The sequence below is a fragment of the Rhodoblastus sphagnicola genome (genome assembly GCF_002937075.1).
GTDB classification, from domain to species: Bacteria; Pseudomonadota; Alphaproteobacteria; order Rhizobiales; family Beijerinckiaceae; genus Rhodoblastus; species Rhodoblastus sphagnicola.
Genome location: NZ_NHSJ01000039.1, coordinates 15,475 through 28,309 on the forward strand (window position 1 = coordinate 15,475; position 12,835 = coordinate 28,309).

Consider the following 12,835-nt stretch of genomic DNA (forward strand, 5'->3'; position numbering starts at 1 on the left):
ATGCCTGTCCGCGCGTTTCAGGGCCAGCCCCATCGGCGGCGTCGTTCGATTTGCGTCATAACTTGACATAAACCCGATCGGAAAAGTATTATTATTGCGATGGCGATCTGGCTCGCCGATTCCGGGAAAGACTCATGCGTTTACGTTCCATCGCTCCATTTCTCGCGCTCTCGGCTGTCGCGCTCGCCGCGCCGGTCTTCGCGGAGACATCGCTCACGCTCGTCACGGCGAGCCAGCAGAAGATCGACCAGGCCGCGAACGCCCTGGTGGCTGATCCCGCCGTCAAGGCGGCGCGCGACGCTGTGGTGAAATCGTGGTCCGAGCTGCCGATCGCCAGCACGAAGGACGGCAAGGAGCAACTCGAAGGCGCGGTCGACGATCTCGTCTATGCGTCGGCGCGCGACGCCGTGGAGCGCAACCAGTTCAACCCGGCCATCTACTGGACGGAGACGCCGCCCTACAAGGTCGGGGCCGACGCCGCTCCCGGCGGCCGCTTCGGGGTCGATACGGCCGACCGCATCTACCGCGCCGTGTCGGTGTCGCCGTCGCTGCGCTATGTGATCCGGGGCCAGCGCGGCGCCCAGCCGTCCAACCGGGATTTCCTGATCGAGGTCCACCAGAATTTCGTCAGCCGGGTGCTGACGTCGCTGTGGGCCAAGGACGTGGACGTCGGCCCGGACGGCAGTTTCGTCATCACCGCCGATTCCACCCCGGCCAATGGTCGGCGCAACCACCTGACTCTGCCCGAAGGCGCGTCCAGCCTGCTGATTCGGGACACGCTGGCGGACTGGAACAGTCAGTTGCCGAACCGGCTGACCATCGAAGTGGTCGGCGGGGCCGAACCGCCGCACGGAAGCCCCGAGCAGACCCGCGCAGAAGCGGTCGCCAACATTGATGTCTTCGCCAAGCTCAACATCAAATTCCTTAATGACTTCGCGAAAACGCCGGCCAACGAGATCAAGCTGGCGGTGCGCGGCGGCGAGGAGGGCGTGGTCGGCAATATTATCGGCGTCGGGCGGTTCAGCATCAAGGACGACGAAGCGCTGGTGGCGACGCTCGACCCGCAAACCGCCGCCTATCTGGGCTTCCAGTTGAGCGACCCCTGGGGCCGGTCGATTCCCTACTGGGACAATGTCTCCGGCCTCTCGAACCGGCAGGCGAGGAAGAATGCCGACGGAACCATCACCTATATCGTCGCCCCGCGCGATCCCGGTTATGCCAACTGGGTTGACACCACGGGCCTGCACGACGGACTCGCCACCGTGCGCTTCGAGGATTTCACCAAAGCCGACATCGACAAGATCGTGCGGCAGTGGAAACTGGTAAAAGTGGCCGACCTCGCGCAAAACCTTGGAGATGGCGCGGCGCGCGTCACTCCGGCTGAGCGTGCGGCCGAACTTGCGGCGCGCAAGGCGGGTTTTGACAAACGCCTGACCAACTGAAGCAGGGCGCGCGGAGTTCCGCTTTCGCTCCAAGGAATTCCGCGCGAGTTGCTTTCGCAGATTGCGAAGTACTCTCGCGCAAACCTTATTACAGTAAATCCCGCCGCCACACTCCCCGGCTGTGATGGAAATGCGGAACCGGGGAAAAACGGCTCAAGCCGCCGTCAAACCGCGCGCGCACTTCCTGAAGCACCATCAGCGTAATGTCCGGCAGGTCGTAGCTTTCGGCTCTATCCAGCGGCGCCCACACCAGTTCGGTCAATTCGGCGCCGCTATGGCAGACGCCCTCGACCCGTGCGGCTATGCCCTTGGCGTCGGCGACAAAGAACCGCGCGTCAAATCGCCGGGGAAGCATCGGCGGCGTGACCGCGCGCGCGCAAAAATGCAGGCCGCCCAGATCCGGCAGCAATCCGTGCGCGCCATAGGTCCGCCAGCAGGCGGGCGGACGCGCCGGGCCGCCATAGTCGGAAACGCCAAGGGCGATCCCGGTCTCTTCAAAGCATTCGCGAATGGCGGCCAGCGCCAGCGCGCGGGCGAAATCCTCACCCTTCTTGCCGCAAACCTGCATCAACCGCGCTTCGTCACGCGCATCGAGCGGTCCGGCGACGGTCATGGCGCGGTCGCCGCGCTCCAGTCGCCCGCCGGGAAAGACATATTTGCCCGGAATGAATTTCAGCGCCGGATTGCGTTTGCCCAGCAGCACGCGCGCCTTTTTGCCCTTGCCGTCGATCAGGACGAGGGCTGCGGCGTCGCGGGGGCGGGGGGAGTTTTTCACGTGAGTCACGGCGCGACATTAGTGGTCTTTTCGCCGACGGCAATGCCGTTGATGCGGCTAATGGCGCGGATCAGGTCCGGCCGACTTCGTCCCGACCGCCGCAAAGCTTCAAATCCTCGACGATCCGCGCGAAAACCGCGTCGAACATTTGTGGCGTCAGCACGCCCGTATTGGTGTTGTAGCGCGAGCAATGATAGCTGTCGTAGAGGGTCAGGCCGGGGAGGCGATGCGCTGCGCCATGGCTGAAGGGCGCCTCCCTGGCGCGCAGGCCCAGCGCCTTCACCGCGCCGTCATGCGCGATGCGGCCGAGGCAGAGCAGGGCGCTCAAGGCGGGCATGGCGGTGATCTCCGCACTCAGGAAACAGCGACAGGTTGCAATTTCCTGGGGTGTGGGCTTGTTTTGGGGTGGAACGCAGCGCACCGCGTTTGAAATTCTGCAATGAGCAAGTTGCAATCCGTCCGATGCATTGGCCCCATAAACGCCCTGCGCCAGGCCGAATTTCAGCAAGGTGGCGTAAAGCAGATCTCCGGCGAAATCGCCGGTGAACGGGCGCCCGGTGAAATTGGCGCCGCGCAGACCGGGCGCAAGGCCGACGATCAAGAGAGGCGCGCGTAAAAGTCCGAAGCTCGGCACGGGCGCATTGTGGCCGTCGGGGAGCAGCAGACGATTATCCGCGCGAAAAGCCGCAAGGCGGGGGCAAAGCGGACAGTCAATTTCAGGCGAAGCGGGCGCCGTCAGGGTCATGGCGCCCGCCTTCGCCGATGGAGGTGCAAGGACAGATGCTCAGTCTTCGGCGGGTTCCTCATCATGCGCATGAGTCGGGACCGGCGCGGCCGGACGGCGCTCCTGGAAGCGCTGCATGCGATCGCTGCGTTCGGAAGGATCGCGGCCGATCTTGTTGGCGAGATGCACGAGATCGACGAATTCATCGGCTTGGCGGCGCAATTCGTCGGCCACCATCGGCGGCTGCGTGGTGATGGTGGACATCACCGACACGCGCACGCCCTTGCGCTGCACGGCCTCGACCAGCGAGCGGAAGTCGCCGTCGCCGGAGAACAGCACCATGTGATCGACGTGATCGGCCATTTCCATGGCGTCGACCGCGAGTTCGATGTCCATGTTGCCCTTGACCTTGCGGCGTCCGAGCGCGTCGACGAATTCCTTGGCCGGCTTGGTCACGACAGCATAGCCGTTGTAGTCGAGCCAGTCGATCAGCGGGCGGATCGAGGAATATTCCTGATCTTCCACCAGAGCTGTGTAGTAGAAAGCGCGCAGAAGACGGCCCTTGCCCTGGAATTCCTTCAGCAGGCGCTTGTAGTCTATGTCAAAGCCTAGGGATTTTGCGGTCGCATAGAGGTTGGCTCCGTCAATAAATAGGGCGATACGTTCCTGGTCAGCCATTATGAGTTTCCGTTTCCGATTATGTATGGGCCTAAGCCCTGCGTTAGTCGTCACCCGCGTCATTTGCTTGACTAATGTCAAAACGCGCGAAAGGCAAACCGCGAAATAGTCCTGAGTCTTGATTGTGCGACGACATTATCCTTACGCGGTGCGACATCATGCCGCCTTGTGGTTGTAATCTGGCGCCACCCGCAGGTGGCGTCAAACCGCTAATTACAAAACAAACACAAAATTTCCCAGCATGGTTCGTCATTATTTAGAAAATAATTTTAACGGATCAAGGCCTCACGCTACGTAAGCCAAGGTCCGACACTCAAAAAAACTGTCTCCCGCTGCTCGCAACTGACAGGTTGCGGCATTTTCACGGAGTTGCGACAATAAACCTTGCTTTCCGGCGCCTCCATCTCTAACAGGACAATCAGTCCCCTTTTCACCTTTTCCGAGGAGCGCCAGCATGGCTCGGGTCACTGTCGAGGACTGCATCGACAAGGTCGACAATCGTTTTGATCTCGTTCTGCTCGCCAGCCATCGTGCGCGCATGATCTCTTCCGGCGCGCAGATCAGCGTGCCGCGCGATAATGACAAGAATCCGGTCGTCGCGCTGCGGGAAATCGCGGATTCGACCATCGCTCCCGAAGATTTGAAGGAAGACTTCATCCACTCGCTGCAAAAGCATGTCGAGGTGGACGAGCCCGAGGCGGAAGTCGTGCCGGCGCTGGTCACGCCGACCAGCGATCTCGCCGGAGACGTGCAGTTCGATCGCATGACCGAGGAAGATCTTTTGCGCGGCCTCGAAGGTCTGGTGCCTCCGGCCGAGACCGAGGACGACTCCGAGTAATCCGCGCGGGTCTCAAGCCAGCCGAATCCAGCCGGAGATCGCACCGCGATCTCCGGTTTTTATTTGGCCCAGCCGGCTTCCGATTGCGCGCTTTTCCGTTTTTGCTTGGAGACAGCGCGCGCGGTCGTTACGGTTTGGCCATCCCGGAGATTTTTCCAGAAATGATGCGGCAGTACGAACTCGTCGATCGCGTGCGCAAGTACAATCCGAACGCCAACGAGGATCTGCTCAACCGCGCCTACGTCTACGCCATGCGCGCCCATGGCGCGCAAACCCGCGCCTCCGGAGACCCCTATTTCACCCATCCGCTGGAAGTCGCGGCCATTCTCACGGAAATGAAGCTCGACGACGCCACAATCGTCGCCGCCGTGCTGCATGACACCATCGAGGACACCGCCGCCACGCGCGCCGAGATCGACGAAATCTTCGGCCCGGAGATCGGCGCGCTGGTCGATGGCCTGACCAAGCTGAAACGGCTCGACCTCGTCTCCAAGAAGGCGGAGCAGGCGGAGAATTTCAGAAAGCTGCTGCTGGCGATCGCGGAGGACGTGCGCGTGCTGCTGGTCAAGCTCGCCGACCGGCTGCACAACATGCGCACGCTGCATTTCGTCAATCCGGACAAGCGGGCGCGCATCGCGCAGGAGACGCTGGACATTTATGCGCCGCTGGCCGGGCGCATGGGCATGCAATTGATGCGCGACGAGCTGGAGAATCTCGCGTTCAAGAATCTCAATCCGGAAGCCTTCGCCCTGGTCTCGACGCGGCTGGCTGATTTGCGCAATGACAACAGCGAGCTGATCGGCGCCATCGAGGCGGAGTTGGCCGAGGAACTGCGCAAGCGCGGCATCAACGCGGAGGTGCGCGGGCGGCAGAAGCAGCCCTATTCGGTCTGGGCGAAAATGGAGCGCAAGTCCGTCGCCTTCGAGCAACTTTCCGACATTTTCGGCTTCCGCGTCGTCGTGGACCGCGTCGAGGACTGCTATGCGGTGATCGGCATCGTCCACACCAAATGGCCGAGCGTCCCCGGCCGGTTCAAGGACTATATTTCCACGCCAAAGCAGAACGATTACCGCTCGATCCACACCACCGTGGTCGGGCCGGGACGCCAGCGCGTCGAATTGCAGGTGCGCACCCACGACATGCACGACATCGCCCGCAACGGCATCGCGGCGCACGCGCTCTACAAGGACGGCGTCGCGCCGGCTTTGTCGCAGGAGAGCAGCGCCTATCAATGGCTCAAGCGCACCATCGACATGCTGGCCGACGGCGACAGCCCCGAGGAATTTCTGGAGCACACCAGGCTGGAGCTGTTCCACGACCAGGTGTTCTGCTTCACGCCCAAGGGCCGTCTCATCGCCCTGCCGCGCGGCGCGACGCCGATCGATTTCGCCTATGCCGTTCACACCAGCGTCGGCAATTCGGCGGTGGGGGTGAAGATCAACGGCCGCCTCGCGCCCTTGCTGGCGCCGCTCGCCAATGGCGACGAGGTCGAGATCATCCGCGCGGAAACCCAGACCCCGCCGGCGGCCTGGGAGAGCATAGCCGTGACGGGCAAGGCCCGCGCCGCTATCCGCCGCGCCTCGCGCGAGGCGGTGCGCGCGCAATATGCCGGGCTTGGCCGCCAGATCGTCTTGCGCGCTTTTGAACGGGCCGGAAAACCGTTCGGCGACGACAAGCTGAAGCTGGCGCTGCCCCGGCTCGCGCGCTCCAATATCGAGGATGTGCTGGCGGCGGTGGGACGCGGGGAAATGTTCTCCGGCGACGTGGTCAAGGCTGTCCATCCCGACTTCAAAGAGGAGCGCAAAACCGCGGCGGGGCGCCGGCCAGATCCCGGCTGGTTCAAGATGCAGAAGGCCGCCGGCATGCAGTTCAAGGCGCCGGGTTCAACCGGCCATGCGCTGCCGATCCGGGGCCTGCGCGGCGACCTGCCGGTGAGTTTCGCGCCGGATGGCGGAGCGGTGCCGGGCGACCGCATCGTCGGCATCCTCACGCCCGGCGAGGGCGTCACCATCTATCCGATCCAGGCCTCGGCGCTGGAGGGGTTCGACGACCAGCCGGAGCGCTGGCTGGACGTGCGCTGGGACATGGAGGGCGCGCCCGAGCTGTTCCCGGCCAAGGTCGTCGTCGCCGGCATCAACGAGCCCGGCAGCCTGGGCGCCATAGCCAGCCTGATCGGCGAGACCGGCGCCAATATCGACGACGTGCAATTCAACAAGATTTCCCCCGACTTCCGCGAGATGATCTTCGAACTGCAAGTGTTCGACCTGAAACATCTGACCGACATCTTGTCGCGGCTGCGGGCGCTGCCCATGGTCCATCGGGTCGAGCGGGTGATCGGCTGATTTTTGGGCGGCGCGCGCCGGTCGAAGCCGGCCAAAAAGCGAAAACCCAAAAAGTGAAAACCAATCCGCCGGACTTGACACGCGAATAATTTGTTCTTGTTATGTTCCACGTGAAACGCCACCGTTACAAGGAATTGACAAACAAAGCGTTTCATCGAAGACGCCCGGTTTCGTCCCCATTTCGCCACCTCCGCAACTGCCGAGTTGCATGAAGAAAAACCATCATGTCTTGATCGCTTTTTTGCACGAATCCGCAGAAAGACATGCGTTTTCGATCAATTTTTTAAAACCCGAGTCAACCAGAGCTTGCAATTCCGCCAAATCGACCTCTCCTCGCGCCATCGATCCAGACCAAAAAGATGCCCACTTTCGCATCGGGGCCTGATCAACAGTCCAAACACCGCGTCGGGCCGCCGCCCACCCCACCACGACAGCCTCGACCAACCCCCTCTCCCCGCAAAGCCCGCCGAAAGACGGGCGTCCTTACGGACACCCTATGCGGGGAGAGGGGAGCGGAAAGGCTGAGGCCAGCGATGCCGGACTTCCTCAGGGCGTGCGGATCGGAGCCATCGCCGGGGTCGTCATCGCGAGGCGCGTGAGCGACGAAGCGATCCGCGTTTCGGCGCATCGCAAGGCGGATCGCTTCGCTCCGCTCGCGATGACGGGAGGGGCAAAACGGGAATTCGTATGGCGTCCCCGCAATCCCTTTTTGTTCGTTAAACTCGGCAATTTTTCTAGCCTTCAACAAGCCAAATATCGGTAGTTCTAAATTTTTTATTTGTGGGAAGTAACTATAATATCAAAGGCTTGCCCGTCGTCAGTGCTGCATTCGCCGCCGCCATGCAAATCGCGCCCCTTCAGAACGCAACGAATGCCCTTACCATTCGGGCAAGAAAGTAGCGCCTTCACTGTGGCATCGCCCATGGTTGCCTTCGCCAAAGCTCCGGCCTGTAACCCTTGGTTAAAGGAATCCACTGGGTCAGCAGCGCGGGTATCATATGAAATAGGCCCGGTTTGCTGACCTATTATAACATTCGTCACTGCTGTCGCGCTGTTGTTTGTCCCTGCGTTGCCGACTATCTTTTTTTCGTCGGAGGCGATTCGGGAGGCTGGGCCGACGCATTGTTGCCCCCTGAAATTGACGCTCATTGTGCCCGATCCCGAGCCATCGCTGTGCAGTTCCCCCCGGAAGCTCTCGCCCGAAGTCCGTGACATCATCGCGACGTCCATTGTTCCGGCGCAGCCAGCGACAGTGAGGGCCACTAAAAACACGATCCCAAATTTCATTAATTTCCCCAATCCCGAAACCGCTCTGCGCTTAATCAAGTAGGAAAAACAGAGTATGAGCCTGCTGCAAACGATTAGGGACTTTATAGTCCCGAGAGACTATATGCCCGAAGTCATCTAATCTTTCAATTGAGGATTAGCAGAGCATCGTCGGAAACATCGTGCGGAAGCTTCGTATCGGCATTACGGGGACATGATACCATTTGCATAATTCATGGACCGCGCCACCGGCCCCCGGCATTCGCTCCCGCCCAAACCCTCGCCCGTCTTGCTCGGGATTGCGGGGACATGACCGCATTGCGTCCCGCGCGGTCGCAGCGTGTATCTTAGTTGACACTCAACAACCTCATGTGTATTAAAATACACATGCTGACGATCCTGGAAACTCGCCCCTTCACAGACTGGCTCAACGGCCAGAAAGACGTGAAGACGCGGCTGCGGATCGCGGAGCGTTTGCGCCGGATTGGACGGACAGGCTCACTTGGCGACCACAAGGATGTCGGCGATGGCGTCGGTGAATTACGGTTCCATTTTGGTCCCGGCTATCGGGTTTATTTCTGCCGGCGCGGGGAAGAGATCGTCATTCTGTTGGGCGGCGGCGACAAGGGGTCGCAAGCGCGCGACGTCCGCGCCGCCAAGGCGCTGGCAAAGGAGGTCTGACCGATGGTCGAAACCAGGGAATTCGATATCCGCAACTATCTCGCCACACCGGAGGACAGAGCCGCCTATTTCGAGATTCTTCTCGAAGAGGGCGATCCTTCCTTCATCGCATCCGGCCTCGGAGAGATCGCCAGGGCGATCGGCGTAACCGAGTTCGCGCGACAAACCGGATTGAGCCGCGAGGCGATCTACAAGGGCCTTGTCGAAGGCGGCAATCCGACCTTGGATACGCTCACCAAAGCCGCGAGGGCGCTGGGGTTGCGGCTGACGGTCGCGAAGGCCGCATAAGATAGGGGGAAATTGCGGGGACCTGACCGCAATGCCCCCCGCGCGCGGGCAGACAGAATTCCTTCATCCGCCGCCTCGTTTGGCCCAGCGAAATTGCGTATCGTTGGCTGAACCGATTCCCTTCCACAGGTGGACAAATGAGCGGATCAAAGAAAATCAGGCTGGGTGTGAACATCGATCATGTCGCCACCCTGCGCAACGCCCGCGGCGGCTTCGTTCCCGATCCCGTGCGCGCCGCGCAACTGGCGCTGGCCGCGGGCGCGGACGGAATCACCGCGCATCTGCGCGAGGACCGCCGCCACATCGTGGACGAGGACATGATCAGGCTGCGGCGCTTGCCGGCGCCGCTCAATTTCGAAATGGCCGCCACCGAGCAGATGCTCGACATCGTCCTGCGCGTAAAACCCAATGCCTGCTGCCTGGTGCCGGAAAAGCGCACCGAGCGCACCACCGAAGGCGGCCTCGACGTGATCGGCGGCAAGAAAAATCTCATTCCCTTCGTCGATGAGTTGAACCGCGCCGGCGTGCGCGTCTCGCTGTTCATCGAGCCATCGATCGCGGCGCTGGAAGCGGCGGTGGAGATCAAGGCGCCTGTAGTGGAGCTGCACACCGGCGCCTGGTGCAACGCGCTGGAACTGGACGAAACCGAAAAGGCCGAGGCCGAATTTTTACGCCTGCGCGAAGCGGCGGCGACGTGCGAAAAGCTCGGTCTGGAATGCCACGCCGGCCACGGCCTCGATTTCGACAGCGCCAGAACCATCGCCGCCCTGCCGCAAATCGCCGAACTGAACATCGGCCATTTCCTGATCGGCGAGGCCGTGTTCATCGGCCTGGAGGCCTCGGTGCAACAGATGATCGCGGCGATTGCCGCAGGACGCGCCGCATGATCCTCGGTCTCGGGATCGACCTGTGCGACATCAGGCGGATCGAGCGGGCGCTGGAGAAATACGGCGACCGCTTCGCCCGCCGCTGCTTTACCGAAACCGAGCGCGAAAAAGCCGACGGACGCGCCATGCGCGCGGCGACCTACGCCAAGCGTTTCGCCGCCAAGGAGGCCTGCGCCAAGGCGCTCGGCACGGGCTTGGCGCGCGGCGTCTGGTTTCACGACATCGGCGTGGTCAACGATGCGGCGGGCAAACCCGGCCTGGAGCTGCAAGGCGCGGCGGCGGCGCGTCTGGCCGAGCTTTGCGCGCGGCTGGCGCCCGCCGGCGCCACGGCCCGTATCCATCTGACATTGACCGACGAATACCCTTACGCGCAGGCGCAGGTGCTGATCGAGGCCGTTGGCGCCTTGCCTTTCCCCTGAAAAACCCGCAATACCGGCGGCCACGGGATCAACAAGAGCAGAACCATGATCGACGATTCGGCGCTGAAAGCCGCGAAAAAGACCGAACCCGAGGGCCTTGGCGAAACCATCGTCGTCATCCTCCAGGCGCTGGCCATCGCCCTGGTGGTGCGCACCTTCCTGTTCCAGCCCTTCAACATTCCCTCGGGCTCGATGATCCCGACGCTGGAAATCGGCGATTACCTGTTCGTGTCGAAATATTCCTACGGCTATTCGCGCTATTCCTTCCCGTTCGGCCCGCCGCTGTTCAAGGGGCGCGTGCTCGGCACGCCGCCCAAGCGCGGCGACATCGTGGTGTTCAAGCTGCCGCGCGACAACGAGACCGACTACATCAAGCGCGTGATCGGCCTGCCCGGCGAGAAGATCGAGATGAAGCGCGGCCGGCTCTACATCAACGATGAAATCGTGCCGCGCGAGGAAATCGACAAGGCGCGGACCGAGGACCTTTACGGCCATTTTGGCCCGGTGCCGACCTATACCGAAACGCTGCCGGGCGGCGTCGCGCACGTGATCATCGAGATCCAGGGCGACGACGGCTTCAACGACAACGCCGGGCCGTTCGTGGTGCCGCCCAACCATTATTTCATGATGGGCGACAATCGCGACAATTCCACCGATTCGCGCGTCCCGCCGGACCAGGGCGGCGTCGGCTATGTCCCGTTCGAGAACATCGAGGGCCGCGCCGAAGTGACCTTCTTCTCGGTCGGCGACGGCGCGGCGGCCTATGAATTCTGGCGCTGGCCCTGGACGCTGCGGCTCGGCCGCATGTTCCACGCGGTCAGATGAGCAAGGGAGCCGCCGCCGACCTCGCCGCGCGGGATCTCGCGGGAAAGGATATCGAGGTCAAGGATCTCGCGGTGCTGGAGGCGCGCATCGGCCACGCCTTCGCCGACCGGTCGCATCTGGTCCGCGCCCTCACCCACATCAGCGCGCTGTCGCCGTCGCCGCGCCGCGCGGATTCCTACCAGCGGCTGGAATTTTTGGGCGACCGCGTGCTCGGCCTCGCCATCGCGGCCATGCTGTGCGCGCATTTCCCGGAGGCGGAGGAGGGCGAGTTGTCGCGCCGCCTCGCCGTGCTGGTGCGCAAGGAATCCTGCGCCGACGTCGCGCGCGAATGGGGCGCCGGCGAGTTCTTGCGGTTGGGCGAGGGCGAGGCGCAAAGCGGCGGCAAGAAGAAGTCGGCCCTGCTCGGCGACATCTGCGAATCGATCATCGGCGCGGTTTATCTCGACGGCGGTTTTGCCGCGGCGGAGGCCCTGATCCGCCGGGCGTTCCTTGAGCGGATGCAAAACCCGACGCGCCCCCTGCGCGATCCCAAAACCATGTTGCAGGAATGGGCGCAGGCGCGCGGCCTGACGCCCCCGCTGTACAAGCTCGCCGCCCGCTCCGGGCCGGACCATGCGCCGGCCTTCGTGATCGAGGTGGTGATTCCCGGTTACGCGCCGGTCGAGGCGCGCGGCGGGTCGAAACGCGCCGCCGAACAGGCGGCGGCGCAAGCCTTTCTCGCGCGCGAAGGGGTTGAAGACCCGACATGACCGAACGGACAAGCTGCGGCTTCGTCGCCTTGATCGGCGCCCCCAACGCCGGAAAATCCACACTCCTCAACCAGTTGGTGGGAGCCAAGGTCTCGATCGTCTCGCGCAAGGTGCAGACCACGCGCGCGCTGGTGCGCGGCATCGCGCTGCAAGATCAGGCGCAGATCGTCTTCGTTGACACCCCCGGCATTTTCGCGCCCAAACGCCGGCTCGACCGCGCCATGGTGACCTCGGCCTGGGGCGGGGCGGGGGACGCGGACGTGGTTTGCCTGCTGATCGATGCGCGCAAAGGCTATGACGAGGAAAACGAGGCGATTTTCGCCGCGCTGCCTCGGATCAAGGCGCCGAAGATCCTGCTGCTGAACAAGATCGACACCATCCCCCATGAACGGCTGCTGGGACTGGCCGCCGACCTCAACGCCAAGGCCGAGTTCATCGAAACCTTCATGATCTCGGCGCTCAAGGGCCACGGCTGCGAGACGTTTCTGCGCAAGCTGGCTGGCATGATGCCGGAAGGCCCCTGGCTCTATCCCGAAGATCAGGTGTCCGACGCGCCGCTGCGTTCGCTGGCCGCTGAAATCACGCGCGAAAAACTGTTCGAGCGCTTGCACGACGAATTGCCCTATCAGTCCACGGTCGAGACCGAATTGTGGAAAGACCAGCCGGACGGCTCCGCGAGAGTCGAGCAGACGATTTATGTCACCCGCGAGGGGCAGAAGAAGATCGTGATCGGCGAGGGCGGCAAGACCATCAAGAGCATCGGTTCGGCGGCGCGCAAGGAAATCATGGAAGCGGCGGAACAGAAAGTGCATCTGTTCCTGTTCGTGAAAGTGCGCGAGAACTGGGGCGACGACCCCGAGCGCTACCGCGAAATGGGGCTGGAGTTCCCGAAGAAATAGCTCGCCTCACGCTTCCTGCGTT

General features: G+C 62.6%; 15 protein-coding genes. 10 read left to right on the forward strand and 5 right to left on the reverse strand.

The features are described from left to right. Positions 1–134: 134 nt before the first annotated feature. Positions 135–1,442: a hypothetical protein gene (locus CCR94_RS05480; RefSeq protein WP_104506873.1), complete on the forward strand. Its 1,308-nt coding sequence runs from the start codon at positions 135–137 to the stop codon at positions 1,440–1,442. Positions 1,443–1,530: 88 nt separating this feature from the next. On the opposite strand, the gene CCR94_RS05485 is transcribed toward CCR94_RS05480, so the two are convergent. The 3 genes from CCR94_RS05485 to CCR94_RS05495 form a co-directional block, all read right to left on the reverse strand. Further along, complete coding sequence (locus tag CCR94_RS05485; protein ID WP_210302263.1) at positions 1,531–2,217, reverse strand: NUDIX hydrolase; 687 nt, start codon at positions 2,215–2,217, stop codon at positions 1,531–1,533. Positions 2,218–2,287: 70 nt separating this feature from the next. Further along, positions 2,288–2,962: a uracil-DNA glycosylase gene (locus tag CCR94_RS05490; protein ID WP_104506875.1), complete on the reverse strand. Its 675-nt coding sequence runs from the start codon at positions 2,960–2,962 to the stop codon at positions 2,288–2,290. Between the two features lie 39 nt (positions 2,963–3,001). Then, complete coding sequence (locus tag CCR94_RS05495) at positions 3,002–3,619, reverse strand: LabA-like NYN domain-containing protein (RefSeq protein WP_104506876.1); 618 nt, start codon at positions 3,617–3,619, stop codon at positions 3,002–3,004. A 454-nt stretch (positions 3,620–4,073) separates the two neighbouring features. On the opposite strand from CCR94_RS05495, the gene rpoZ reads away from it, so the two are divergent. Both rpoZ and CCR94_RS05505 read left to right on the forward strand, forming a co-directional pair. Beyond that, positions 4,074–4,457 (forward strand): DNA-directed RNA polymerase subunit omega, encoded by a 384-nt coding sequence (gene rpoZ / locus CCR94_RS05500; protein ID WP_104506877.1) that lies wholly within the window; start codon positions 4,074–4,076, stop codon positions 4,455–4,457. A gap of 161 nt (positions 4,458–4,618) precedes the next feature. Beyond that, positions 4,619–6,799, forward strand: coding sequence for a RelA/SpoT family protein (locus CCR94_RS05505; protein WP_104506928.1), 2,181 nt, complete (start codon positions 4,619–4,621; stop codon positions 6,797–6,799). Positions 6,800–7,021: 222 nt separating this feature from the next. On the opposite strand, the gene CCR94_RS24430 is transcribed toward CCR94_RS05505, so the two are convergent. Together CCR94_RS24430 and CCR94_RS05515 are read right to left on the reverse strand one after the other, a co-directional pair. Then, positions 7,022–7,243, reverse strand: a complete 222-nt coding sequence (locus tag CCR94_RS24430) for a hypothetical protein (protein ID WP_146089869.1) — start codon at positions 7,241–7,243, stop codon at positions 7,022–7,024. A gap of 330 nt (positions 7,244–7,573) precedes the next feature. Beyond that, positions 7,574–7,948: a hypothetical protein gene (locus tag CCR94_RS05515; RefSeq protein WP_146089870.1), complete on the reverse strand. Its 375-nt coding sequence runs from the start codon at positions 7,946–7,948 to the stop codon at positions 7,574–7,576. A 468-nt stretch (positions 7,949–8,416) separates the two neighbouring features. On the opposite strand from CCR94_RS05515, the gene CCR94_RS05520 reads away from it, so the two are divergent. From CCR94_RS05520 to era, 7 genes are all read left to right on the forward strand, one after another. Beyond that, positions 8,417–8,746, forward strand: coding sequence for a type II toxin-antitoxin system RelE/ParE family toxin (locus tag CCR94_RS05520; RefSeq protein WP_338052971.1), 330 nt, complete (start codon positions 8,417–8,419; stop codon positions 8,744–8,746). A gap of 3 nt (positions 8,747–8,749) precedes the next feature. Next, positions 8,750–9,034 (forward strand): addiction module antidote protein, encoded by a 285-nt coding sequence (locus CCR94_RS05525; protein ID WP_104506881.1) that lies wholly within the window; start codon positions 8,750–8,752, stop codon positions 9,032–9,034. 137 nt (positions 9,035–9,171) lie between these two features. Next, positions 9,172–9,921, forward strand: coding sequence for a pyridoxine 5'-phosphate synthase (locus tag CCR94_RS05530; RefSeq protein WP_104506882.1), 750 nt, complete (start codon positions 9,172–9,174; stop codon positions 9,919–9,921). Continuing rightward, positions 9,918–10,340 carry a holo-ACP synthase gene (acpS, locus tag CCR94_RS05535; protein WP_104506883.1) on the forward strand — a complete coding sequence of 141 codons (423 nt, stop codon included), beginning with the start codon at positions 9,918–9,920 and terminating at the stop codon, positions 10,338–10,340. The genes CCR94_RS05530 and acpS overlap by 4 nt, the downstream gene beginning before the upstream one ends. A gap of 45 nt (positions 10,341–10,385) precedes the next feature. Further along, on the forward strand, positions 10,386–11,165 hold the full coding sequence (gene lepB, locus CCR94_RS05540) for a signal peptidase I (protein WP_104506884.1): 780 nt from the start codon (positions 10,386–10,388) through the stop codon (positions 11,163–11,165). Then, complete coding sequence (gene rnc, locus CCR94_RS05545; protein ID WP_104506885.1) at positions 11,162–11,914, forward strand: ribonuclease III; 753 nt, start codon at positions 11,162–11,164, stop codon at positions 11,912–11,914. Before lepB ends, rnc begins: the two co-directional genes overlap by 4 nt. Then, on the forward strand, positions 11,911–12,813 hold the full coding sequence (gene era / locus CCR94_RS05550) for a GTPase Era (protein ID WP_104506886.1): 903 nt from the start codon (positions 11,911–11,913) through the stop codon (positions 12,811–12,813). Before rnc ends, era begins: the two co-directional genes overlap by 4 nt. Positions 12,814–12,835: the final 22 nt, after the last annotated feature.

Bases quoted from the DNA above. Each gene is read 5' to 3' on its own strand.
- CCR94_RS05480 (WP_104506873.1), top strand. From the start codon at position 135: ATGCGTTTACGTTCCATCGCTCCATTTCTCGCGCTCTCGGCTGTCGCG.
- lepB (WP_104506884.1), top strand. From the start codon at position 10,386: ATGATCGACGATTCGGCGCTGAAAGCCGCGAAAAAGACCGAACCCGAG.
- rnc (WP_104506885.1), top strand. From the start codon at position 11,162: ATGAGCAAGGGAGCCGCCGCCGACCTCGCCGCGCGGGATCTCGCGGGA.
- CCR94_RS05525 (WP_104506881.1), top strand. From the start codon at position 8,750: ATGGTCGAAACCAGGGAATTCGATATCCGCAACTATCTCGCCACACCG.
- acpS (WP_104506883.1), top strand. From the start codon at position 9,918: ATGATCCTCGGTCTCGGGATCGACCTGTGCGACATCAGGCGGATCGAG.
- era (WP_104506886.1), top strand. From the start codon at position 11,911: ATGACCGAACGGACAAGCTGCGGCTTCGTCGCCTTGATCGGCGCCCCC.
- CCR94_RS05515 (WP_146089870.1), bottom strand. From the start codon at position 7,948: ATGAGCGTCAATTTCAGGGGGCAACAATGCGTCGGCCCAGCCTCCCGA.
- CCR94_RS05490 (WP_104506875.1), bottom strand. From the start codon at position 2,962: ATGACCCTGACGGCGCCCGCTTCGCCTGAAATTGACTGTCCGCTTTGC.
- CCR94_RS05505 (WP_104506928.1), top strand. From the start codon at position 4,619: ATGATGCGGCAGTACGAACTCGTCGATCGCGTGCGCAAGTACAATCCG.
- rpoZ (WP_104506877.1), top strand. From the start codon at position 4,074: ATGGCTCGGGTCACTGTCGAGGACTGCATCGACAAGGTCGACAATCGT.
- CCR94_RS05495 (WP_104506876.1), bottom strand. From the start codon at position 3,619: ATGGCTGACCAGGAACGTATCGCCCTATTTATTGACGGAGCCAACCTC.
- CCR94_RS05530 (WP_104506882.1), top strand. From the start codon at position 9,172: ATGAGCGGATCAAAGAAAATCAGGCTGGGTGTGAACATCGATCATGTC.